Source organism: Burkholderia sp. BCC1999 (assembly GCF_905339975.1).
GTDB lineage: Bacteria > Pseudomonadota > Gammaproteobacteria > Burkholderiales > Burkholderiaceae > Burkholderia.
Map to the genome: position 1 here is coordinate 18,455 of NZ_CAJPHP010000013.1, position 22,559 is coordinate 41,013.

Genomic DNA, 22,559 nt, shown 5'->3' on the forward strand with positions numbered 1-22,559 from the left:
GCCGGCCGCGGGCGACACCTTACCGGCTCCCGCGCGGGTCCGCACGCGGTCCGGTCGAAAATACGACAGGGCCGCCGCCCGCGCGCCATCCCGCCACCACCGCGGCAGCCTTGCCGGACGGCCGATTCCGGCCGATTCGCCGAGTAACGTGCATTTTTCTCATGTTCGACGCGAAAATAAGTCGTTTGTCGTGCGCTAAACGCATGAACAGAATGGCCTCTGTCCCGTGCCACGCGTGTCGCCACCCGAAGCGATCCGCCTGCATTCATCGGAGGAGTCACTTCATGCGCACCGAACGCAACTACGTCAACGGCCGTTTCGTCGCCCCGGAAAGCGACACGTTCATCGTCGTCCACAATCCCGCTACCGAAGCGCCGTTCGCGCGCGTGCCGGCCGCGACGCCGGCCGACGCACTTGCTGCCGTCGACGCCGCGGCCGCCGCGCAGAAGGCATGGCGCAAGCTGCCGAGCGCCGAGCGCGCCGTGTACCTGCACCGTTTCGCCGACGCGCTGACCGCACGCGCATCCGAGATCGGCACGGCGCTCGCGCAGGAATCCGGCAAGAGCGTCGAGGACGCGTCGAACGAAGCCGTCTACGCGGGCCAGATCACGCGCTACCACGCCGAGTGGGCGCGCCGGATCGAGGGCGAGATCATCCCGAGCGACACGCCCGACGAAAACCTGTTCCTGCAGCGCGAGCCGATCGGCGTCGTCGCGTGCCTGATCCCGTTCAACTATCCCGTCTACACGCTGCTGCGCAAGGTCGCGCCCGCGCTGATCGCCGGCAACACCGTGGTCGTGCGACCGAGCAACCACACGCCGGTGTCCGCGTTCGAGATCGCGAAGGCGGCCGACGATGCGGGCTTCGCGCCGGGCGTCATCAACATCCTGACGATGGACCACGCGACGGCCGAAGCGCTGTGCACGCACCCGGCGGTCGGGATGATCACGCTGACCGGCAGCGTAAACGCGGGCCGCAAGGTGCTCGATTACTGCAAGACGAACATCGCGAAGCCGTCGCTCGAACTCGGCGGCAAGACGCCCGCGATCATCGAGCCCGACGCCGACCTCGAACGCGCGGCCGCCGCGCTCGTCGCGTCGAAGACGACCCATTGCGGCCAGCTCTGCACGGCGATCGAGCGCGTGTACGTGCACGACAGCGTGCACGACCGTTTCGTCGCGCTGCTGAAGGAAAAGATGGCGGCCGTGCGCATCGGCAACCGTGCGGAAGACGCCACACGGATGGGCCCGCTCGTCAGCGCATCGGCGCGCGCGCACATTCACGGAATGGTCGAACGCGCGATCGCGGCAGGCGCGACGCTCGAAACCGGCGGCGCGATCCCCGACGGCCCTGGGTTCTTCTACCCGGCCACGCTGCTCACCGGCGTGCGGCAGGACATGGAGATCGTGCAGGAGGAAACCTTCGGCCCGATCATGCCCGTGCTGCGCTACACGACGATCGACGAAGCGATTGCGCAGGCGAACGACCACCAGTTCGGCCTGTCGTCGGTGCTCTACACCGAGCATTACCGCACCGCGATGAACGTCGCGAACGCGATCGAAGCCGGCGAGCTGTACGTGAACCGCACGCCGGCCGATCCGTACCAGGGCTTCCATGCCGGCTGGAAACGTTCGGGCCTCGGCGGCGACGACGGCAAGCACGGGATGCTCGAATTCACGCAGACGCGCCTCGTCGTCATGAAGTACTGACACCGGCGCGCGCACCACGACACCACCCCGCGCGCGCCGCCCCTGATTCAACCAGAACATAAAAAACCTGCAGGCCTCCGCTTCAAGGACGCCTGATGGAGGAAGACATCATGCCGACCCAACCGTCGACGCCCGCGGCGTCGCTCGCGTTGCACGACGACGCCCACGCGTCGCCGCATTCCCGTGCGCAACGCTACCTGCAACTGCTGCTGCTCGTGATCGCCGCGGGCGCGATCTACCCGATGCTGTATCTGCGGCAGGTGTACCAGCCGACGATGCTGCAGTTCTTCCATATCGACGACGTGCAGCTCGGCTACCTGTATTCGTCGCTCGGCACGATCTTCCTCGTCAGCTACCTGCCGAGTGGCTGGCTGGCCGACCGCCTGTCGCCGCGCTGGCTGATCTGCTTCTCGCTGCTCGCCACCGGCGCGCTCGGGCTCGTCTACGCGACCGGGCCGTCGTTCGACACGCTCGTGCTGATCTTCGGCGGCTGGGGGCTGACTACCGGCCTCACGTTCTGGGCCGCCGTGATCAAGCGCGTAAACATGATCGCGGGCCCCGACGAACAGGGCCGTTTCTTCGGGCTGCTCGACGGCGGCCGCGGGCTCGTCGAGGCGCTGCTCGCGACGATCGCGATCACGTTGTTCGCCTATGTGACGCAGGCGCACGGCGGCACCGACGCGGCCGGCTTCAAGCTCGTCGTGCATCTGTACGCGTTCTCCTGCATCACGCTCGGCTTGCTGCTCGCGCTGGTGAAGGATCCGACGGGCGCGAACGAACGCAAGGCCGTGACGGAACGCAGAACAGGCAACGTGCTGACCGACCTGAAGACGCTCGCGGCGATCCCCGAGCTGTGGCTCGTCGCCGTGATCGTGTTCTGCGGCTACCAGGTGTTCTGGGCGACCTACAGCTTCTCGGCCTACCTGCACGAAGGCAATTTCGGGCTCAGCGCGACGGCGGCCGGCTTCATCACGACGCTCAAGCTGTGGATGCGCCCCGTCGGCGGCATCGGCGGCGGCTTCCTCGGCGACCGCGTATCGAAGGTGTCGGTGCTGTTCTGGGCGCTGGTGCTCGCCGCGCTGTCGCTCGTCGGGCTGATCGCCGCGCCCGCGCACAGCCCGCAGGCGATGCTCGTCGTGCTCGTGCTGTTCATCGGCATCCTCACCTATGCGATCCGCGGCCTGTACTGGTCGCTGCTCGACGACTGCAAGGTGCCGACGCATTGCGCGGGCCTCGCGATCGGCCTGATCTCGGTGCTCGGCTATTCGCCCGACGTGTTCGTGCCGCTGATCAACGGCTACGTGACGCAGACCTACCCGGGCGCGCACGGCTACCAGCTCTATTTCGGCTACATCGCGGCCATCGCGCTCTGCGGCGCGGGCGCGGCTGCCTTCCTCAAATACCGCCTCAACCGCATTCACCGAATCCAGGAGTCCGTATGAAGATCGTTTCGCTCGAAACCCATATCGTCGCCGTGCCGCCGCCGCATATCGGCGGGATGTACTGGATCTTCGTGAAGCTGAAGACCGACGACGGCATCGAAGGCGTTGGCGAGATCTATTCGGCGACCTTCGGCCCGAAGGCAATGGCCCCGATCATCGACGACGTGTTCGAACGCCACCTGCTGAACCGCGACCCGCATCACGTCGAACGGCTGTTCCGCCAGGCGTATTCGAGCGGCTTCACGCAGCGACCCGACCTCACGATGATGGGTGTCGTCAGCGGCCTTGAAATGGCGTGCTGGGACATCATCGGCAAGGCGGCCGGCAAGCCCGTTTACGAGCTGCTCGGCGGCCGGATTCACGAGCGGCTGCGCTCGTACACGTACCTGTACCCGAAGAACACGAAAGGCGAATACGACTACGACGATCCCGACCTCGCGGCCGAATGCGCGGCCGAGAACGTGAAGCTCGGCTTCACCGCCGTCAAGTTCGACCCGGCCGGCCCGTACACGGCCTACTCGGGCCACCAGTTGTCGCTGGAAGTGCTCGACCGCTGCGAGCTGTTCTGCCGCCGCGTGCGCGAAGCCGTCGGCAGCAAGGCCGACCTGCTGTTCGGCACGCACGGGCAGATGGTGCCGTCGTCGGCGATCCGGCTCGCGAAGCGGCTCGAGAAATACGACCCGCTGTGGTTCGAGGAGCCGGTCCCCCCCGGCCAGGAAGAGGCGATCGCGCAAGTCGCGAAACATACGTCGATTCCGATCGCGACCGGCGAGCGCCTGACCACCAAGTACGAATTCCACAAGCTGCTGCAAGCCGGCGGCGCGTCGATCCTGCAGCTGAACGTCGCGCGCGTGGGCGGCCTGCTCGAAGCGAAGAAGATCGCGACGCTCGCCGAAGTGCACTACGCGCAGATCGCGCCGCACCTGTACAACGGGCCGGTGGGTGCAGCCGCGAGCATCCAGCTTGCGACCTGCACGCCGAACTTCCTGATCCAGGAAAGCATCATGACGTGGGGCGGTTTCCACGCGGAAGTCGTGAAGACGCCGATCCGCTGGGAAGACGGCTACATCATCCCGTCGAACGAGCCGGGCCTCGGTATCGAACTCGACATGGATGTCGTGCGCCGCCACACGCCGTACACCGGCGAACGGCTGCACCTGCAGATGGGCGAACACCCCGTCGACGTGAAGGATCTCGCCCCCGCGAAAGGCTGAGCGCAAAGGACAGACATGAGCTACGACTACATCATCGTCGGCGCGGGCTCGGCCGGCTGCATCCTCGCGAACCGCCTGAGCGAATCGGGCCGGCACTCGGTGCTGCTGCTCGAAGCGGGCGAACGCGACGCGTCGTTCTGGTTCAAGGTGCCGGTGGGCTTCACGAAGACCTACTACAACCGCCGCTACAACTGGATGTACTACAGCGAGCCCGAGGCGCAGCTCGCCGACCGCAAGCTGTACTGCCCACGCGGCAAGGTGGTCGGCGGGTCGGGCTCGATCAACGCGATGGTCTACGTGCGCGGCCAGCGCAGCGACTACGACGACTGGGCGAACGCCGGCAATCCGGGTTGGGCGTACGACGACGTGCTGCCGTACTTCCGCAAGCTCGAAACCCACGCGGCCGGCGCGACCGATCCGCGGCATCACGGCGCGACGGGGCCGATCCACATCACGTCGATGAAGGCCGACGTGCATCCGATCGTCCACGAGTTCCTGAAGGGCTGCGGGCAACTGAACCTGCCGCGCACCGACGATTTCAACGGTGTGCAGTTCGAGGGCGCGGGCATCTACGACCTGAACACGAAACACGGCGAACGCTGTTCAAGCAGCTTCGCGTACCTGCGCCCCGCGCTGGACCGCGCGAACCTCACGCTGCGCTCGGGCGTGCTCGTGCGGCGCGTGACGTTCGACGGCACACGCGCGACCGGCGTGGTCGTCGCGGGCGAGCATGGCGACGAAACGCTCGTCGCCGCGCGCGAGGTGATCCTCGCGGCCGGCGCGGTCGATACGCCGAAGCTGCTGCAACTGTCGGGCGTCGGCGATCCGGCGCTGCTCGCGCGCCACCGCGTGCCGCTCGTGCAGGCGCTGCCGGCCGTCGGCCGCAACCTGCAGGACCACCTGTGCGTGAGCTTCTACTTCAAGGCGAACCGGCCGACGCTGAACGACGAGATGGGCACGCTCATCGGCAAGATGAAGATCGGGCTGCGCTACCTGCTGACGAAACGCGGCCCGCTCGCGATGAGCGTGAACCAGGCGGGCGGATTCTTCCGCGGCACGGCCGACGCGCAGGAGCCGAACATTCAGCTCTACTTCAACCCGCTGTCGTACCGGATCCCGAAAAGCGACCGCGCGAGCATCAAGCCCGAGCCTTACTCCGGATTCCTGATCGCGTTCAACCCGTGCCGGCCGACGAGCCGCGGCACGATCGAGATCGCGTCGAACCGCGTGGAAGATGCCGCGAAGATCCACATCAACGCGCTCACCACGCAGAAGGATCTCGACGAGGCCGTGCAGGGCAGCAAGGTGATCCGTGCGCTGATGCGCGCGCCGGCGCTGAAGTCGATGACCGTCGAGGAAATCTCGCCGGGGCCGCAGGTCGATTCCGACGAGGCGATGCTGCAGTATTTCCGCGAGCAGTCGGGTTCGATCTACCACCTGTGCGGCTCGTGCGCGATGGGGCCGGACGCGGCGACGTCGGTGGTCGATGCGTCGCTGCGCGTGCACGGGCTGCAGGCGCTGCGGATCGTCGATGCATCGGTGTTCCCGAACATCACGTCGGGCAACATCAACGCGCCGACGATGATGGTCGCGGAGAAAGGCGCGGATCTGATTCTGGCGGATGCGGGGCACGGCGAAGCGTCTGCCGTGAGAGCAAGCGAACGGGAAACGGTCACGCATTAAGGGGGCTGTGTTTTCGCCGATTGCCGCCCCGGCAATCGGCTTCACGACGCAACTCGATGCAACGTCAGCGCCGCGACTATGCCCAATAGGACAACACGATCAACGGGTCACCCCCTTCCTTCGTTGCTCGCCAATTGATGAACGCGCTGCACTCGACGAGTGCGGCGAAAATCTCCGGATTGCGATCCTTCAACGCTCCCGCATCGTCGATCCGCAGCGACACGATGCCGTGCTCGTAGCAATAGTCGCTCATGCAATCATTCCATGCATCCATGTTCCGGCCGTAGTAACCCGGAAATCCGAATTCGCCCGCGAAGTAGTCGTGAAACTTCGCCCAATCGCCAAGCGCTTTTCCGTCCACACTGAATCGATTCATCGAGTCCTCTCGTTCACCGTAAAATCACCGCCGCCGTTCGTTACTCACGCTCCCAAGGCCGGCTCGCCAGCATCGAACAGGTCACACCCGCCCGGGCCGATCCCGCAGATCGCCGGCACGTCGCAGCGTGCCGCATCCCGTCCTTCGACTCACATTCAGTCCCCCGCGCTGCCCCGCGCCTCCACCTCGTCGAACACCCGCACGATGTGATCGATCATCGCGCTCATCCGCGCGGTATGCCGCAAATCCTTGTGCGTCACCATCCAGACTTCGTAAGGACGCGCCGACGTACGCGCCGGCCACACGCGCACCAGCGCGTCGCGCTCCGCGATCGGCACCGGGAGTTCGGCGAGCCCGAGCCCGGCGCGCGCCGCCGCGCGCAGCATGAGATTCGAATTCAGCCCCGACACGATCCGCCCGGCGCGCACCGGCTCGCCGACCACCGTGAGCGGGCCGCGCGCATTCAGGTGCGGCAGGAAGCACACGAGGTCATGCCCTTCGAAGCCGGTGCCGGGCACCGGTTCGCCATGCCGCGCCAGGTATTCCTCTGACGCGTACAACCCCGTCGGCCACGCGGCGAGCCGGCGCATGAGCAGATCGGGATTGTCGGGCTTGATCGTGCGGATCGCGATGTCCGCCTCGCGCTTGGCCAGGTTCTCCACCTGCGTCGACGTGTTGAGCAGCACGCGCACGTCCGGATGCTCGTCGTGCACGTTGCGCATCGCGCGCATCACGAATTCGAGCCCGATCGTATCGGTCGTCGTCACGCGCACGTCGCCGGCCAGGCGCCGGTCGACGCCCTGGGTCTGCCGCACCAGATCGATCGCCGACTGCTCCATCTTCTCCACGTTGCGCAGCGCGACCTCGCCCACCGCGGTCGGCACGTACCCGGCCGACGTGCGCAGGAACAGCGTCGCGCCGAGCGCGCGCTCGAGCGCCGCGAGCCGCCTGCCGACCGTCGCCTGGTCGAGCCCGACCGCCCGCGCGGCGCCGCGCAGGCTGCGTTCCCGGTGAATGGCGAGAAAAATCCGTGCGTCGTCCCAGTTCAAGCGCCTTCTCCGCTGTGATGCAAATTTGCATCTGTGGTCGTGAAAATCGCTGCGCGAATTCATCAAGGCCCAAGCCTATACTTTTTTCACCGACCACTCATCTGTCTTTTCGAGGCAAACATGTCCGATACGCTCTCCCCCATTCCCGCCGACATGGCGGCAGTCGAAATCACCCGCCCCGGCGGCCCCGAGGTCCTCGCGACCGCACGTCGCCCCGTGCCGCGGCCCAAGGCCGACGAAGTGCTGATCCGGGTTCACGCCGCCGGCGTGAACGGCCCGGACGTGCTGCAACGCAAGGGGCTTTACAACCCGCCGCCCGGCGCGTCCGACATCCCGGGCCTGGAAATCGCCGGCGAAATCGTCGCGACCGGCGAAGCCGTGCACGGTTTCGCGCCGGGCGACCGCGTCAGCGCGCTGGTGACGGGCGGCGGCTATGCGGAATACGCGGTCGCCCATCACCTCACGACGATGAAGCTGCCGCCCGGCCTCGACATGATCGAAGCCGCGGCGATGCCGGAAACGTTCCTGACGGTCTGGCTGAACCTGATCCAGCGCGGGCGGCTGCAGGCGGGCGAATCGGTGCTGATTCACGGCGGCGCGTCGGGCATCGGCACCACTGCGACGATGATCGCGAAGGCGATGGGCGCATCGACCGTCATCACGACGGTCGGCTCGGAAGCGCATCGCGCCGCGAGCCTGCGGCTCGGCGCGGATCACGCGGTGAATTACCGCGAACAGGATTTCGTCGCCGAAGTCGACGCGATCACGGCGGGCAAGGGCGTGGACGTGATCCTCGACATCATCGCGGGCGACTACGTGGCGCGCAATTACCGGGCCGCGGCGATGAACGGGCGGATCCTGCAGGTCAGCGCGCTCAACGGGCCGGCGAAGGAACTCGACGTGTGGCCGATGATGACCAAGCGCCTCACGCACATCGGTTCGACGCTGCGCTCGCGCACGCCGGAGGAAAAGGGCGCGCTCATCGCCGAACTCGAACGCCACCTGTGGCCGCACGTCGCGGCGGGCACGGTCAAGCCGCAGGTGTTCCGCACCTTCCCGCTCGACGACGCGCACGGCGCGCACGTGCTGATCGATTCGGGCGTGCACGTCGGCAAGATCGTGCTGACGACGGCCGCGCACAGCCCGCAGTGAGCGCGGTACGCGGCCTGGGTAGCGTGACGCGCGTCAGTTCATGCTCGTGCGCTTCTCGACGAACCGCTTCACGTAATCGTCCGCCGGACGCGACAGGATGTCGTCCGGCGTGCCGACCTGCACGAGCGTGCCGTCACGCAGGATCGCGATGCGGTCGCCGATGCGCAGCGCCTCGTCGAGATCGTGCGTGATGAACACGATCGTCTTCGACAGCGTCGCCTGCAGTTCGAGCAGCTGATCCTGCATTTCGGTGCGGATCAGCGGGTCGAGCGCGGAGAACGCCTCGTCCATCAGCAGCACGTCGGTATCGGCCGCCAGCGCACGCGCCAGCCCGACACGCTGCCGCATCCCGCCCGACAACTCGTCCGGATAGTGATCGCCGTACCCGTCGAGCCCGACCTTCGTCAGCCAGTTGCGCGCCGCGTCGGCCGCGTCGTGCCGTTTCTCGCCGCGCGTGCGCAGCGCATACGCGGCATTGTCGAGCACGGTCTGGTGCGGCAGCAGCCCGAAGTTCTGGAACACCATGCTGACCTTGAAGCGGCGCAGCTCGCGCAACCCGTGCGCGTCGAGCTTGATCACGTCGCTGCCGTCGATCACGATCTCGCCGGCCGTCGGTTCGATCAGCCGGTTGAAGTGCCGCACGAGCGTCGACTTCCCCGAGCCCGACAGCCCCATGATCACGAAGATCTCGCCCGACTCGATACCGAGGCTCACGTCGTTGAGCCCGACGTTGCAGCCCGTTTCGGCCAGCACGTCGGCCTTGCGCTTGCCCGAGCGCAGCAGGTCGAGCACGCGCGCATGCGCGGCCTGCGGCCCGAACAGCTTGTACACGTGTTTGACGTCGATGGTCGCCATGTCTGCCTCCGTTCCTATGCGCGCGACGATTGCGTCGCCTGATTCGAATCGACGCCCGCCGACTGCGCCTTGCGCGGCAGCCGGTACGGCACGCGCGATGCGCCCTTCTGCCGGCGCTGCTGCGCGAGCCGGCGGCGTGCGCGCTGCTCCTGGCCGAAGCCCTGGCTGATCCGGTCGATCACGATCGCGAGGATCACGATCGCGAGGCCGGCCTGCGTGCCCCTGCCGACGTCGAGCGTCTGGATGCCCGCGAGCACGTCCTCGCCGAGCCCGCGCGAGCCGATCATCGACGCGATCACGACCATCGACAGCGCCATCATCGTCGTCTGGTTGATGCCGGCCATGATGCTCGGCCGCGCGAGCGGCAACTGCACGTTGACGAGCAGTTGCCAGCGCGTCGTGCCGAATGCGCGCGCGGCCTCCGTCACGTCCGGATCGACCTGGCGGATGCCGAGATCGGTCAGGCGGATCAGCGGCGGCAGCGCGTAGATGATCGTCGCGAGGATCGCGGGCACCTTGCCGAGCCCGAACAGCATCAGCACCGGGATCAGGTACACGAAGCTCGGCAGCGTCTGCATCACGTCGAGCACGGGCAGCAGCAGCCGGCGCAGCCACGGGCTGCGCGAGGCAAGGATGCCGACCGGCACGCCGATCGCGACCGACAGCACCGTCGAGACGAGCATCAGCGCGAGCGTCTGCATCAGCTTGTCCCACAGGCCGAAGCAGCCGATCGCGTAAAGCAGCAGCATGAAGAGCACGCCGAGGCCGATGCGGCGCGTCGCATTCCACGCGATCGCGCCGACGACCAGCAGCACGAGCCACGGCGGCGCGACGCGCAGCGCGCCTTCGAGCGGCACGAGCAGGTAGCGCAACACGAGCACGCTGAAGTGATGGAAGCTGTCGCCGTATTGCGCGACGAACGTCTCGAGCGCGCTGTTCACCCAGTCGGCGATCGACAGGTGCAGAAAGAAGCCGTTCATGTTGATTCTCCGTCGCGCCGCGAAGGCGCGTGACGGCGGCGGCGGGCGCGGGCCCGCCGCCGCGCGCAGGTTACGCGCCCTTCAGGCTGCCGGCGATCTTCTGCGCGACGTCGGCCGGCACCCACTGCTTCCACATGTCCTGGCGAGTCTTCAGGAACTGCGTGGCCATCGCCGCGCCGTCGATCTTCTTCGTCGTCATCTCGAGGATCGTCTGGTTCAGGAAGTCCATCGGAAAACGCACCTTGCCGAATACGCCGACGAGATCCGGGTTCGCATCGGCGAACGGCTTCGACACGCCCACCGTCAGCCGCGACACCATGTACGACGACGCGCACTGGTGCGTGCTGCTCTCATCGCGCAACGTCTTCCAGCATGCTTCGTTATAGGCCGGCATCTTCAGCGCGGTGAACTTGTATTTCGCCATCAGCGCGGCCGGGCCCCAGTAATAGAACACGATCGGCGCGCCGCGCTGGTACGCGGACGCGATCGCCGCGTCGAGCGCCGCGCCCGTGCCCGGATGGAAGTTCGTGTACGACTGGTCGAGCTTCAGCACCTTCAAGAGACGTGTGTTCACGCGCTCGCAGTCCCAGCCCGTCGGGCAGTTCAGGAAGCGGCCCTTGTCCGGTTCCTCCTCGTCGGCGAACACCTGCTTGAACTTCGGCAGATCGTCGACCGACACGAGCCCGGGCGCGACCGGCTTGATGTTGCGCGCCGGATCGCCCTTCACCACGTAGTCGGGCACGAACCAGCCTTCGGTCGTGCCGCCCGGCAGCGTGTCGCCGATCAGCTTCACCGCGCCCGACGAGACGGCCTTCGCGGTGATCTCGCTGCGGCCCGTCCACTGCTCGGCCCAGATCTGCAGGTCGTTGCGCGCGAGCGCCGTTTCGGTTGCGGCCGTGCTGCCCGGCACGACGTCCGTCTTGCAGCCGTAGCCCTTCTCCATGATCTGCCGCAGCACTTCGGTCGCAAACGACCCGCTCTCCCACGTGATGCCCGCGAAATGGACCGTCTTGCCGTCGGCGCACGCGCCGCCGGCCGCGTGGGCCGCGGGCGCGGAAAGGATCGCCGCGGCGGCGAGAAGGACCGTTTTCAGTCGTCGAATCTGCATGGTGGGTCGTCTCCAAATCGAATCTGTTGTTTGTGCGTCGCGGCATGCGCGGCGACCGGCGAATCGTGCATCCAGCCACGTCCGGTCAGCCTGCATGTTTCAGCCGCCAATATGTTTAGGGAAACGAGTAATTCCGATCATTGCAATCGGCAGCGTCAATCGATCGCCGGGGGCGCCGCGAGGCCCGCCGGACGGGCTTCCCGGCCGATTTCCCGTGCGCGCGCACGGCCCCGCCAGGGCCGCGTCGCGCCCGCGTTCGGCGAGGGTGCGAGCGGTGTTGCAGCGCGGCGCCGCGCACGCCGTTCCGACTGTCGAAACGGCCTGTCGCGCCCCCATTGGCGAACCCGATTCCATCCATCGAAATTACTCGCTTTCGGTTCCTTTTCGGCTTGGGAAGAATGCGCGGTGTCATCGGAGGAGACACGACCCGGCACAGCCGGTCGCCGCGCCGCCGCGCATCGCGCGTTTCCGGCGCCGCGCGCGCTGCGCCAGATCGCCCCGGATGACGGGGCGCGCCTCGCCGGACGCGCTCACGACAACCGATACAAGAAGCTGGATATCCCGGAGATCTCTCAATGAAAAAGACCCTGACGGCGCTCGCCGTAACGGCAACCTTCGCAGCCCCCGCGTTCGCGCAAAGCAGCGTCACGCTGTACGGTGTGATCGACGAAGGCCTGAACTACACGAACAACGTCGGCACCGGCCACGTCTACGAAATGGCGAGCGGCTACGCGCAAGGCAGCCGCTGGGGCCTGAAGGGCAGCGAGGATCTCGGCGGCGGCATGAAGGCGCTCTTCCAGCTCGAAAACGGCTTCGACGTGAACACCGGCCGGCTCAACCAGGGCGGCCGCATGTTCGGCCGCCAGGCGTACGTCGGCCTGAGCCAGACGCAATACGGCACGCTGACGTTCGGCCGCCAGTACGACTCCGTCGTCGACTATCTCGCGCCGACCACCGCCAACGGCAACTGGGGCGGCTACCTGCTCGCGCACCCGTTCGACAACGACAACACCGACAACTCGTTCCGCCTCGACAACACGGTGAAATACGCGAGCCCGAACTTCGGCGGCTTCACGTTCGGCGGCGCATACAGCTTCAGCAACAGCACGAACTTCTCGGACAACCGCGCGTACAGCTTCGGCGCGCAGTACCAGAACAACGGCCTGCTGATCGGCGCCGCGTACCTGCAGGCGAACCACCCGGGCGACGGCTCGGCCGGCGCGATCACCGCGAACGACGCGAGCTACATCGCCGAGCGCATGCGCGTGTTCGGCGCGGGCATCAACTATACGTTCGGCCAGGCGACGGTCGGCTTCGCGTACACGAACTCGAACTACAAGAACCCGACCGGCAACGGTTACCTCGGCACGCCGGGCGCGATCATCGCCCCGGGCGCGACGGTCAGCGCGATCAAGTACCAGAACTTCGAGCTGAACGGTTCGTACCAGATCACGCCGGCGTTCATGGTCGGCGCGCAGTACGTGCTGTCGCTCGAGAAGTACGACGCATCGACCGGCAATGCGAAGCCGAAGATCCACTCGGCCGGGCTGATGGCCGACTACAACCTGTCGAAGCGCACCGACGTATACGTGCAGGCCGCGTACCAGCACATCGCCGGCGACAAGACGAACTCGATCCTCGACAACGCGTTCATCCCCGGCACCGACGCGCCGTCGTCGACGTCGAACCAGGTGGCCGTGCGTCTCGCGCTGCGCCACAAGTTCTGACGCAACCCGGTTCTCCGTTCTTCACGCGACACCCGCGCCGGTTGGCCCGAGGTGTCTTCGCCCGCCCGCAAGCGCAAGCCTGCCGGCGGGCTTTTTCATGCGCGCCGCCACACGTGACCGGCCGGCGCCGCCGCAACGGATAGCAAGCAGGCGCGCTATCGCCCCGTCAACCGTGACAGGTCAACGGACGACGATCCGTCGATACACTGTGGGCCTGCGCAACGGCCGCCATCCCCGCCTTCCTCGATGCCGGCCGTCACCTTCATTGCGCACGGCCTGGCGCCTTTCGTCCGCGCCGTGCGCCTGCCGCCCATCCCCGAGGAGTGTCACTTGAAGCACTGGCGCCGCGCGCTGTTCACCTTCGCCGCCGGCCTTCTGGCCAGCGCGACTTCCGATGCCCGCCCGATCTGCACCGTCGTCGCCGACGCCGCCACCGGCCAGATGCTCGTGCAGCAAGGCGACTGCGCGACCCGCGTAACGCCGGCGTCGACGTTCAAGGTCGCAATCAGCCTGATGGGCTTCGACGCAGGCGTCCTGAAGGACGCGCACACGCCGACGCTCAACTTCCACGCCGGCTACCCCGACTGGGGCGGCGCGCCGTGGCGCGAGCCGACCGATCCGGCACGCTGGATGAAGCTGTCGGTGTTCTGGTACTCGCAGCAGGTCACGCAGGCGCTCGGGCAGGGGCGCTTCCAGCAGTACACGAACGCGTTCGGCTACGGCAACGCGGACGTGACCAGCCAGCAGGGCGAACTGAACGGCGTGATGGGCGCGTGGGTCAACGCGTCGCTGCGCATCTCGCCGCTCGAACAGGCCGGCTTCATGCGCAAGATCGCGAACCGGACGCTGCCCGTCAGCGCGCACGCGTACGACATGACCGAGCGCATCACGCTGATCGATACGCAGCCCGGCGGCTGGATCGTGCATGGCAAGACGGGCACCGGGTCGCCGGGGCGCAAGTACGATGCGTCGCACGCGTACGGCTGGTTCGTCGGCTGGGCGGCCAAGGGACCGCGCAAGCTCGTGTTCGCGTACCTGATTCAGGACGACGAGCGGCAAACGCCGAACGCCGGCTTGCGCGCACGCGATACGTTTCTGGCGACGCTGCCGGCCCTCGCCGAAGCGGGCGGCCCACAATGAGCGCCGGCCCGCGCAACGCGCGAATCGACCTGCTGCGCGGGGTGTCGATCGTGCTCGTCCTGCTGCATCACTTCAACATTCCCTACTCGCTGCGCGACACGTCGCTCGCACGCGTATTCGGCTGGGATGCGGTGCATGCGGTGGCGCGCAACGGCAACTACGGCGTGACGATGTTCTTCGTGATTTCCGGCTACCTGATCACGTCGAATGCGCGGCACCGCTGGGGCAACCTCGGCGCGATCGACATGCGCGCGTTCTACGTGTCGCGCGTCGCGCGCATCGTGCCGTGCCTGCTCCTGCTGCTCGCGCTGGTCAACGGCCTCGCGGCGGCCGGCGTGCCGATCTTCCAGAACCACGCACCGGAGGGTATCGCCGTATCGTTCTGGCTCGTGAATCTCGCGTCGCTCACGTTCTGGATGAACGTGCTGATCGGTGCATACGGGTGGGTCAACTACGCGCTCGGCGTGCTGTGGTCGCTGTCGGTCGAAGAGGTGTTCTATCTATCGTTTCCGCTGTTGTGCATCGCGTTGCGCCGCGATGCACGGCTGGCCGCGTTCTGGGTGATCGTCGCCGCGATCGGGCCCGTGTACCGCTTCACGCACGCCGGCGACGAAAGCGGGTTCCTCTATGCGTACTTTGCGTCGTTCGACGGGATCGCGATCGGCTGCTGCACCGCGTTGCTGGCCGAACGCGCAAGCTGGCAACGGTTGTCCGCGCCGCTCGTGCAAGGTCTCGTCGCGGCGGCGATGGCCGCGCTTTACCTGGCCTGGCCGATCGCGGAAAGCCACGTCGCCGGCGTCACGGCGATGGCGCTCGGCACCGCCGTGCTGCTGATCGGCGCGCACGTCAACGGCACGCGCGCGCAGGGCCGCCTGCTCGCGCCGTTGCGCCGGGCCGGTACGCTGAGCTACGAGCTGTACCTGTTCCACCTGATCGTTCTCGGCGCGTTGCGCACGTTCTGGCCGCCGTCGGGCCTGCACGGCGACGGCAAGCTCGGGTTGCTCGTCGCGTATCTGGCGCTGTCGGCCGCATTGAGCGCAGCGATCGCGCGCGGCTATGCGACACCGCTCGACCGCTTCATCAAGCGGATCGCGTCGCGGCCTTCAGCGCGGGTGCCGGACGGCGCGCAGCTCTAGCAAATCGTCGGCATCCCCTGCCGGGCGACACGACGCCGGAAAAAGAAAAAAGCGGCCAGCGCCCGGCAGTATCGCGATTGCGATACCGGCCGGCCTGACCGCAAACCCCGCGTACGAATCGTACGATCGACCGGCCGACAGAAGCCGTTGCGTGATCGGTAGAGCGTGGCCGCCCGCCGGTCAATCCAGATAGTCGGCGTACTCCTTGCGCGTATAGCTGGCGAGCGTCGTCCACGGCAGCGGCTCGCGCCGCGCGGCCGGCGCCGGCGTCAACGTCAGCTTGCGCACGACGCGATCGTCGACACTCCGGTATTCGACCGACAGTGGCGCCTGCAGCTTCTCGCTCCACAGGATCCGGTTCACCCCGCGCGCGCCGGGCGTATCGACGGCCTGCTCATACCAGACGGTGCCGGGCGCGTCGCCGCGCTTGACGACCGCGAGCCGCTTCAACTGCGACGGCGGCGTCACGTAATACGCGTTGTCCCACGAGCCGTCGAAACCGGTGGTTTCGTACTCGGCCGGCGGCACGCCGACGACCGTCCGGTTCGCCGCATCGACGTACTCGATGCGTGCCGTCTTGCCGTCGTAAGTCACGTGCCGCGCGGCCGCCTGGAAGTTGAAATGCTTGTGGCCCGCGTGGGCGGCGGCCGGCTGCACGCCGGCGCGGCGGCCCGTGTCGTGGTCATGGTCATGATCGTGATCGTCGCCATGACCGCCGCCAGCCGCCGCGACGGGCAGCACGCGTTCGACCCACACGTGCCCGTCGCGCCGCACCATCCGTTCGCGATACAGCGTCGTGCGCGTCACGCCGTCGGCCGTCACCGTGCGGCTCTCGTGCAGCAGCACGGCGTCGAGATCGGCCGCTGCAAGGGCCGGCAGCGCAACCCACCCGCAAGCGAGCGCGCAGAGAAGCTGACGTTTCATCGGGCAGTCCCGTTCCTCATGCAGTCAACGGACTCAGAAACCGAACGCCGAGCGCACGAGACCGAACACTTTCGTGTTGTCGATCGTGCCCTTGAACGCCTTCGCATCCGCGCCGTCGGCGAACAGCATTACGTCGCCGCCGCCGTGCGTTTCCGAACCCGCGCTGCCCATCCGCACGCCGACTTCCTGCAGATACGCCTCGTTCGTCGCGGTGGCCGAATCGACCGATGTGCGCACGTTCGGCCGGTTCGCGCCGTTGCCGAACACCAGCGTCGTGTAGGTATTGCCGTCGGCGTCCTTGCTCGGCTGGCCGTCGCGGTAGTTGCGGCTGATGTCCAGAATCGGGTTGCCGCGCTTCGAATAGCCGTTGATCGTCATCGTGTGGTCGTGGTCGGCCGTCACGACGATCAGCGTGTTCGACAGGTCGACCTTCGACAGCGCGACGCGAATCGCTTCGTCGAATGCAGCCGTGTCTTCGAGTGCGCGCTTCGCGTTGGTGCCGTGCAGCGCGTGATCGATCCGGCCGCCCTCGACCATCAGGAAATAGCCGTTCGAATTCTTCGACAGCACGTCGATCGCCTTCGACGTCATGTCGGCGAGGCTCGGCTGCGACGGGCCTTCGCCCTTGCCCGCGACGCGGTCCAGCTCGTACTCGAGATGGCTCGTCGAACTGAACAAACCGACCAGCTTGCCGTTGCCGGCCTGCGCGAGCTGATCCTTCGTGGCGACGACCGTGTAGCCCTTCGCCTTCATCTCGTTGAGCAGGTTGCGTCCGTCCGCGCGGCCGCGCTTGTTGGTCGCCGCGTCGAACGGCGTCCAGTGGTTGCGGCCGCCGCCCATCAGCACGTCGACGCCGTCGCCGAGCGCCGCGTTGTAACCCGCGCCGCCCGGAGCGGCTTGCGCGGCGATGTCGTATTGCGCGTCGCGATGGCAGATGTGTGAATAGGTCGCGGCCGGCGTCGCGTGCGTGAGCTCGGTCGTCGTGACCGCGCCGACCGCCTTGCCGCGCGCCTTCGCCAGCTCCAGCAGCGTCGCGACCGGCTGGCCGTTGCCCGGTGCGCAGTTGTTCACCGTCTTGTTGCCGTTCGTGTCGCTGCCCGGCGCGACCGCGCGCGTGTCGGACGACATCGACAGCACTTCGTTGTTCATCTTCACGCCGGTCATGTACGCGGCCATCGACGGCGCGCTGTCGGTCGTCTGCGCGTCGTTCGAGAAGGTCTTGATGCGCGCGGTGCGCGCCAGCTTCTCCATCGTCAGTTGTCCTGACTCACCGACCTTGTAGATCCGGCTCGCCGTCACGGTCGTCGGCCCCATGCCGTCGCCGAGAAAGAAAATCACGTTCTTCGCCTGGCCGGCGGCCTGCGCCGCGCCGCACGCGAAACCCGCGACGGCCAGCGCCGCCGCGATGCACTTGATGGTCGACATCCTGTATTCCCCTGTACCCGTATGGTCGGCGCTCACAGCTGCACCGCGTTGCGCACCAGCTCGAAGACCTTGTTGTTCTCGATCACGCCGTGGAACGCATCCGCGCCGCGGCCGATCGCACCGAGGAACACATCGGTGCCGCCGTGCGTCTCGTTGCCCTTGTCCATCCGCACGACCGCCTCCTGGCGATAGTCGTCGGCGCCCGTCACCGCATCGGTGAGCGCGGTGCCCGCGCGACTGCCCTGCACGCGGTTCTCGCCGTTGCCGAAGCCGATGATCGTGTACGGCGCGCCGTCCGCGTCCTTCGCGATCGCGCCCGTCTGGTAGCTGCGCAGCACGCCGAGCACGCCGGGCTTGCCCGCCTCGGTCTTGCCGGTGCGCGCCGCGTAGCCGTTCAGCACGAGCGTGTGGTCGTGGTCGGCCGTGACGACGATCAGCGTGTTCTTCAGGTCGGGATCGGTCTTGCGCACCTTGTCGATCGTCGCCTTGATCGCGTTGTCGAATGCGACGGTGTCCTGCAGCGCGCGCTTCGCGTTGGTGTCGTGCAGCGCGTGATCGATCCGGCCGCCTTCGACCATCAGGAAATAGCCGTTCGAATTCTTCTGCAGCACGTCGAGCGCGCGCGTCGCCATGTCGGTGAGGCTCGGCTCCTTGGTCGCGCCGCGATCGAGGTCGTAGCTCATGTGGCTCGACGAGAACAGGCCGACCAGCTTGCCGCTCTTGGTCGCATCGGCCGCCAGCAGGTCGTCGCGGTTCTGCGCGAACGCATAGCCCTTCGCCTTCAGCTCGTTGACCAGGTTGCGCCCGTCGGTGCGCTTGCCGCCGCCGTCCTTCGGCACGAAGAATTGCGTGCCGCCGCCGAGCACGACGTCGACGCCGTCGCCCAGCGCGCCGTTGTAGCCCGCGCCGCCCGGCACGAGCTGCGCCGCGATGTCGTTCTCGGCATCGCGATGGCACACGTGTGCGTAGGTTGCAGCCGGCGTCGCGTGCGTGACGCGCGTGGTCGTCACGACGCCGGTGGCCCAGCCCTTCGCCTTCGCGATTTCAAGCAGCGTCGTCGCCGATTTGCCGTTGTTCGCGCCGCAGTTGCCGGTCAGGCTCGCGCTCGGCTCGATCGCCTTCGTGTCGGGCGACATCGAGATCACTTCGTTGTTGGTCTTCACGCCGGTCATGTACGCCGACATCGACGGCGCGCTGTCCGTCACCTGCGCATCGTTCGAATAGGTCTTCACGAATGCGGTTTCCGGCAGCGTATCGATCGTGAGCGCGCCGTCTTCACCGACGCCGTAGATGCGTGCGGCCGTCAGCGTCGTCATCCCCATGCCGTCGCCGAGGAAGAAGATCACGTTGCGCGCCGCCGTCTGAACGGGCGGCTGGGTGGGCGACGTGCTGGTCGGGCCGTCGTCGCTGCCGCATCCGGCAAGCGCAAAGGCGCCGGCACAGAGCAGCGCCGCCATTTTGTTTCGATTCATGTTGCCGGTTCTCCCCGCCGTTGATGCTTTCGAAATGAAAGGCGATGGTAGGAACCTGATGTGACGGCAATGTGAATGGTTATTGGAAGGTGGCGAATGAATTATGAAAGGATTCGGCGAGGCGCCCCGGTCGGGCGCCGCGCGCGCGGCGGCATCATTCCGCGTGTTCGGCGGTGATGCTGCGCACGGTCACGATGCGCGCGGGCGGAATGTTTGCCCAGACGATCCGGCTGCCGCAGGCAACAAATGCCGAATCGCCCAGCGGATGGCGACCGGGTGGCCGCAGGTCGTACGTGAACTGGATCATCACGCCGTCGGCCGACAGCACGCGGTGGCACTGATCGATGATCGCCGTCACATCCTCGCGCGGCAGTGTTCGCAGCGGCAGGCACGACACGATCGCGTCGACGCGCGCATCGGGCGGCAGCAGCCGCTCGAGCTGCCGCGCATCGCCCGATACGATCGAGATGCCCGGAAAGCGTCGTCGCAGATGCTGGACGAACGCCAACGAGCGTTCGACCACGACGAGGCGCCGTGGCGCGACGCCGCGGTCGAGCAGCGCCGCGGTGATCGCGCCGGTGCCGCCGCCGAGCTCGACAACGAGCCCGTCGCCGTCCGGCACCGCATCGGCCATCTCGCGCGCCAGGTGCCGCGAACTCGGACACAACGCCCCCACCGCGGCCGGACGGCCGACCCACTCACGCACGAACAGTGCCGAGACACGCCACGCATTCGGCCACATCATGGGCAGCCCTTGAGCGATTGCGCCGTCAGCAACGACGCGCCGACGACTTCATGGAACAGGGCTACGGCGACACGAGGCTTTGGCATGCGCATCCTCCTGGACGAATCGGTCCGCCGCAGGAAGAGCGACGATCAAATCGATTCTAGGAAACGCAAACTTAAGGCGACGTGAAGATTGACCCTGATTCCCCTGATCAATTCGTGCCCGATCAGACGCCGGATGCGTTCAGCGATCGACGCGCTGCTGCAAGTGCGCCGGATAACGCTCGCCGACGATCCTGATTTGCTGCAGTGCGGTCTCGATCGCGGCGAGATCGTCGGCCGTCAGCACGACGGCGGCCGCGCCCACGTTCTCGTCGAGCCGGTGCAGCTTCGTCGTGCCAGGAATCGGCACGATCCACGGCTTGCGGGCCAGTAGCCAGGCCAGCGCAATATGCGCACGCGTCGCGCCTTTATCGGTCGCGATGCGGCCGAGCAGATCGACGAGGCCCGCATTGGCCTTGCGGTTGTCCTCGGAGAAGCGCGGCACGATATTGCGGAAATCGTTCTCGGCAAAGGTCGTGTTCGCATCGATCGCGCCGGTCAGGAAGCCTTTGCCGAGCGGGCTGAACGGCACGAAGCCGATCCCGAGTTCCTCGAGCGTCGGCAGGATCCGCGCCTCCGGCTCGCGCCACCACAGCGAATACTCGCTTTGCAGCGCGGCGACCGGCTGCACCGCGTGCGCGCGGCGGATCGTCTGCTCACCGGCTTCCGACAGCCCGAAGTGCGCGACCTTGCCCTCGCGGATCAGGTCCTTGACGGTGCCTGCCACGTCTTCTATCGGCACGTTCGGATCGACGCGGTGCTGGTAAAACAGGTCGATGCGGTCGACCTTCAGCCGCTTCAGCGCCGCGTCGGCCACATCGCGGATATGCGACGGCCGGCTGTCGACGCCCTTCATCGGCAGGCCGTCCTCGAAACCGAACTTGGTCGCGATCACGACCTGGTCGCGAAACGGCGCGACCGCCTCGCCGACCAGTTCCTCGTTGACGAACGGGCCATACGCTTCCGCCGTGTCGAAGAACGTCACGCCGCGCTCGAACGCGGTGCGAATCAGCGCGATGCCGCTCGCCTTGTCGGTCGCGGGGCCGTAGCCGTAACTCAATCCCATGCAGCCGAGCCCCATTGCCGAGACTTCGAGGCCGCTCTTGCCAAGCATGCGCTTTTGCATGAATTTCTCCTGCGAAAAAGGTGAAGACGATCGACGGAATGCCGAGGAACGCAGTGTAGGTTGATGGATACCGCTCAACAATCGGCGTACCATTTCACGCGTTATTGATGAATTTTCACAAATGCAGCGCACCGACATCGGCGAACTCACCAGCTTCATCATGATCGCGGAGCAGCGCAGCTTCAGCGGCGCGGCGCGCATCCTGGGTGTGTCGCCGTCGGCGCTGAGCCATACGATCCGCCATCTCGAAGCACGGCTCGGCGTGCGCCTGTTCAACCGCACGACGCGCTCGGTCGCGCTGACGGATGCCGGCGAACAGTTGCTGGTGCGCGTGCGGCCCGCGGTGGCCGATCTCGAGGACGCGCTGAACGACGCCGCGACCGCCCGCAACCGCCCGTCCGGCCAGATCCGGATCAGCGCGTCGGAGGCCGCGTCGCGCCCGCTGATCCGGCACGTGCTGCCGGCCTTCGTCGCCCGCTACCCGGACATCCACGCCGAGTTCGTCACCGATTCGCGGCTGATCGACATCGTCGAACACGGTTTCGACGCCGGCGTCCGCGTTCACGAAGACGTGCCGCGCGACATGATCGCCGTGCGCTTCGGCGGCCCGATGCGCTTCGTCGCGATCGCATCGCCCGACTACCTGTCGCGGCACGCTGCGCCGGAAAGCCCGCAGGACCTCACGCGCCACGCGTGCATCCGCTACCGCTTCGAAAGCGGCGCGCTTTATCGCTGGGATCTTATGCGCGACGGCAAGCGCGTGAGCGTCGATGTCGACGGGCCGTTGACGCTCGGCAACCAGACGCTGATGATCGACGCGGCGCTGGCCGGCATCGGGATCGCGTGGGTCACGGAAGCGCGCGTCGCCGAGCATCTGGCGTCGGGGCGGCTGGTGCAGGTACTGCCCGAGTGGAGCCAGCTGTTCGACAGCCTGTGCCTCTACTACCCGGCGAACCGGCATCCGCCGGCCGCGTTGCGGCTGTTCGTCGAGGCCGTGCGCGAGTGGGTGGCGGCCGGGTGCGAAGCGGCGCCGGCCTGAACGCACGCGCGAGCACAAGCGCACCGGAACATCATCGCGGCCGACGCCGTGCAGCGTGCGTGCCGTCCGACAGCGTGTGCAGGTCGGATGCCTCGCAGGCGCGAATTTCGATTGCCGTGTTTTCGTGTGGTTCAATGCCTCACGCATCGACGCTCGCACCCCGGCGCGTTCGTC

Annotated in this window: 19 protein-coding genes; 9 read left to right on the plus strand and 10 right to left on the minus strand. The window is 67.0% G+C overall.

Going from position 1 to position 22,559, the window contains the following annotated elements; translation table 11 throughout:
- Positions 1-284 precede the first annotated feature (284 nt).
- The 4 genes from aldA (at position 285) to U5809_RS19870 (ending at position 6,048) form a co-directional block, all read left to right on the plus strand.
- Positions 285-1,709, plus strand: coding sequence for an aldehyde dehydrogenase (aldA, locus tag U5809_RS19855; RefSeq protein ID WP_322087799.1), 1,425 nt, complete (start codon positions 285-287; stop codon positions 1,707-1,709).
- Positions 1,710-1,819: 110 nt separating this feature from the next.
- A complete protein-coding gene (locus tag U5809_RS19860; RefSeq protein WP_322087800.1) occupies positions 1,820-3,151 on the plus strand; it encodes an MFS transporter in 1,332 nt (443 codons plus the stop codon).
- On the plus strand, positions 3,148-4,365 hold the full coding sequence (locus U5809_RS19865; protein WP_322087801.1) for a mandelate racemase/muconate lactonizing enzyme family protein: 1,218 nt from the start codon (positions 3,148-3,150) through the stop codon (positions 4,363-4,365). Before U5809_RS19860 ends, U5809_RS19865 begins: the two co-directional genes overlap by 4 nt.
- 15 nt (positions 4,366-4,380) lie before the next feature.
- Complete coding sequence (locus U5809_RS19870; protein WP_322087802.1) at positions 4,381-6,048, plus strand: GMC family oxidoreductase; 1,668 nt, start codon at positions 4,381-4,383, stop codon at positions 6,046-6,048.
- A gap of 76 nt (positions 6,049-6,124) precedes the next feature.
- Here U5809_RS19870 and U5809_RS19875 read toward each other — a convergent pair whose 3' ends face one another.
- Together U5809_RS19875 and U5809_RS19880 are read right to left on the minus strand one after the other, a co-directional pair.
- Positions 6,125-6,424: a barstar family protein gene (locus U5809_RS19875; protein ID WP_059709307.1), complete on the minus strand. Its 300-nt coding sequence runs from the start codon at positions 6,422-6,424 to the stop codon at positions 6,125-6,127.
- 155 nt (positions 6,425-6,579) lie between these two features.
- Positions 6,580-7,473: a LysR family transcriptional regulator gene (locus U5809_RS19880; protein WP_322087803.1), complete on the minus strand. Its 894-nt coding sequence runs from the start codon at positions 7,471-7,473 to the stop codon at positions 6,580-6,582.
- A gap of 120 nt (positions 7,474-7,593) precedes the next feature.
- Between U5809_RS19880 and U5809_RS19885 the strand changes: the two genes are divergently transcribed.
- Positions 7,594-8,625, plus strand: a complete 1,032-nt coding sequence (locus tag U5809_RS19885) for an NAD(P)H-quinone oxidoreductase (RefSeq protein WP_322087804.1) — start codon at positions 7,594-7,596, stop codon at positions 8,623-8,625.
- A gap of 33 nt (positions 8,626-8,658) precedes the next feature.
- Here U5809_RS19885 and U5809_RS19890 read toward each other — a convergent pair whose 3' ends face one another.
- From U5809_RS19890 to U5809_RS19900, 3 genes are all read right to left on the minus strand, one after another.
- Complete coding sequence (locus U5809_RS19890; RefSeq protein ID WP_322087805.1) at positions 8,659-9,480, minus strand: betaine/proline/choline family ABC transporter ATP-binding protein; 822 nt, start codon at positions 9,478-9,480, stop codon at positions 8,659-8,661.
- 14 nt (positions 9,481-9,494) lie between these two features.
- Positions 9,495-10,460, minus strand: a complete 966-nt coding sequence (locus U5809_RS19895; RefSeq protein WP_322087806.1) for a proline/glycine betaine ABC transporter permease — start codon at positions 10,458-10,460, stop codon at positions 9,495-9,497.
- Between the two features lie 70 nt (positions 10,461-10,530).
- Positions 10,531-11,568: an ABC transporter substrate-binding protein gene (locus tag U5809_RS19900; RefSeq protein WP_044848040.1), complete on the minus strand. Its 1,038-nt coding sequence runs from the start codon at positions 11,566-11,568 to the stop codon at positions 10,531-10,533.
- 575 nt (positions 11,569-12,143) lie between these two features.
- Here U5809_RS19900 and U5809_RS19905 point away from each other — a divergent pair.
- The 3 genes from U5809_RS19905 (at position 12,144) to U5809_RS19915 (ending at position 15,571) form a co-directional block, all read left to right on the plus strand.
- Positions 12,144-13,295: a porin gene (locus U5809_RS19905; protein ID WP_322087807.1), complete on the plus strand. Its 1,152-nt coding sequence runs from the start codon at positions 12,144-12,146 to the stop codon at positions 13,293-13,295.
- A gap of 330 nt (positions 13,296-13,625) precedes the next feature.
- Entirely contained in the window at positions 13,626-14,435 is an 810-nt protein-coding gene (gene blaOXA / locus U5809_RS19910; protein WP_322087808.1) for an OXA-1043 family class D beta-lactamase, read from the plus strand.
- On the plus strand, positions 14,432-15,571 hold the full coding sequence (locus U5809_RS19915) for an acyltransferase (protein ID WP_322087809.1): 1,140 nt from the start codon (positions 14,432-14,434) through the stop codon (positions 15,569-15,571). Before blaOXA ends, U5809_RS19915 begins: the two co-directional genes overlap by 4 nt.
- 180 nt (positions 15,572-15,751) lie before the next feature.
- Here the strand turns inward: U5809_RS19915 and U5809_RS19920 are convergent, their stop codons facing one another.
- From U5809_RS19920 to U5809_RS19940, 5 genes are all read right to left on the minus strand, one after another.
- Positions 15,752-16,495, minus strand: a complete 744-nt coding sequence (locus U5809_RS19920) for a hypothetical protein (RefSeq protein ID WP_322087810.1) — start codon at positions 16,493-16,495, stop codon at positions 15,752-15,754.
- Between the two features lie 33 nt (positions 16,496-16,528).
- Positions 16,529-17,920, minus strand: a complete 1,392-nt coding sequence (locus tag U5809_RS19925) for an alkaline phosphatase (RefSeq protein ID WP_322087811.1) — start codon at positions 17,918-17,920, stop codon at positions 16,529-16,531.
- A 32-nt stretch (positions 17,921-17,952) separates the two neighbouring features.
- The gene (locus U5809_RS19930; RefSeq protein WP_322087812.1) at positions 17,953-19,392 is read right to left on the minus strand and encodes an alkaline phosphatase; all 1,440 of its coding nucleotides are present in this window, start codon (positions 19,390-19,392) and stop codon (positions 17,953-17,955) included.
- Between the two features lie 154 nt (positions 19,393-19,546).
- Positions 19,547-20,137 (minus strand): class I SAM-dependent methyltransferase, encoded by a 591-nt coding sequence (locus U5809_RS19935; RefSeq protein WP_322087813.1) that lies wholly within the window; start codon positions 20,135-20,137, stop codon positions 19,547-19,549.
- A 225-nt stretch (positions 20,138-20,362) separates the two neighbouring features.
- Positions 20,363-21,346, minus strand: coding sequence for an aldo/keto reductase (locus U5809_RS19940; RefSeq protein WP_322087814.1), 984 nt, complete (start codon positions 21,344-21,346; stop codon positions 20,363-20,365).
- 121 nt (positions 21,347-21,467) lie between these two features.
- Here U5809_RS19940 and U5809_RS19945 point away from each other — a divergent pair, with 121 nt between their 5' ends.
- Positions 21,468-22,385: a LysR family transcriptional regulator gene (locus tag U5809_RS19945; protein WP_322087815.1), complete on the plus strand. Its 918-nt coding sequence runs from the start codon at positions 21,468-21,470 to the stop codon at positions 22,383-22,385.
- Positions 22,386-22,559 lie beyond the last annotated feature (174 nt).

What these genes read in the sequence shown, in the direction of transcription:
- U5809_RS19925 (WP_322087811.1), bottom strand. Translation starts at nt 17,920, where the DNA reads ATGTCGACCATCAAGTGCATCGCGGCGGCGCTGGCCGTCGCGGGTTTC.
- U5809_RS19895 (WP_322087806.1), bottom strand. Translation starts at nt 10,460, where the DNA reads ATGAACGGCTTCTTTCTGCACCTGTCGATCGCCGACTGGGTGAACAGC.
- U5809_RS19905 (WP_322087807.1), top strand. Translation starts at nt 12,144, where the DNA reads ATGAAAAAGACCCTGACGGCGCTCGCCGTAACGGCAACCTTCGCAGCC.
- U5809_RS19900 (WP_044848040.1), bottom strand. Translation starts at nt 11,568, where the DNA reads ATGCAGATTCGACGACTGAAAACGGTCCTTCTCGCCGCCGCGGCGATC.
- U5809_RS19915 (WP_322087809.1), top strand. Translation starts at nt 14,432, where the DNA reads ATGAGCGCCGGCCCGCGCAACGCGCGAATCGACCTGCTGCGCGGGGTG.
- U5809_RS19920 (WP_322087810.1), bottom strand. Translation starts at nt 16,495, where the DNA reads ATGAAACGTCAGCTTCTCTGCGCGCTCGCTTGCGGGTGGGTTGCGCTG.
- U5809_RS19870 (WP_322087802.1), top strand. Translation starts at nt 4,381, where the DNA reads ATGAGCTACGACTACATCATCGTCGGCGCGGGCTCGGCCGGCTGCATC.
- U5809_RS19940 (WP_322087814.1), bottom strand. Translation starts at nt 21,346, where the DNA reads ATGCAAAAGCGCATGCTTGGCAAGAGCGGCCTCGAAGTCTCGGCAATG.
- U5809_RS19865 (WP_322087801.1), top strand. Translation starts at nt 3,148, where the DNA reads ATGAAGATCGTTTCGCTCGAAACCCATATCGTCGCCGTGCCGCCGCCG.
- U5809_RS19860 (WP_322087800.1), top strand. Translation starts at nt 1,820, where the DNA reads ATGCCGACCCAACCGTCGACGCCCGCGGCGTCGCTCGCGTTGCACGAC.
- U5809_RS19890 (WP_322087805.1), bottom strand. Translation starts at nt 9,480, where the DNA reads ATGGCGACCATCGACGTCAAACACGTGTACAAGCTGTTCGGGCCGCAG.
- U5809_RS19930 (WP_322087812.1), bottom strand. Translation starts at nt 19,392, where the DNA reads ATGAATCGAAACAAAATGGCGGCGCTGCTCTGTGCCGGCGCCTTTGCG.
- U5809_RS19875 (WP_059709307.1), bottom strand. Translation starts at nt 6,424, where the DNA reads ATGAATCGATTCAGTGTGGACGGAAAAGCGCTTGGCGATTGGGCGAAG.
- U5809_RS19935 (WP_322087813.1), bottom strand. Translation starts at nt 20,137, where the DNA reads ATGATGTGGCCGAATGCGTGGCGTGTCTCGGCACTGTTCGTGCGTGAG.
- U5809_RS19885 (WP_322087804.1), top strand. Translation starts at nt 7,594, where the DNA reads ATGTCCGATACGCTCTCCCCCATTCCCGCCGACATGGCGGCAGTCGAA.
- aldA (WP_322087799.1), top strand. Translation starts at nt 285, where the DNA reads ATGCGCACCGAACGCAACTACGTCAACGGCCGTTTCGTCGCCCCGGAA.
- U5809_RS19945 (WP_322087815.1), top strand. Translation starts at nt 21,468, where the DNA reads ATGCAGCGCACCGACATCGGCGAACTCACCAGCTTCATCATGATCGCG.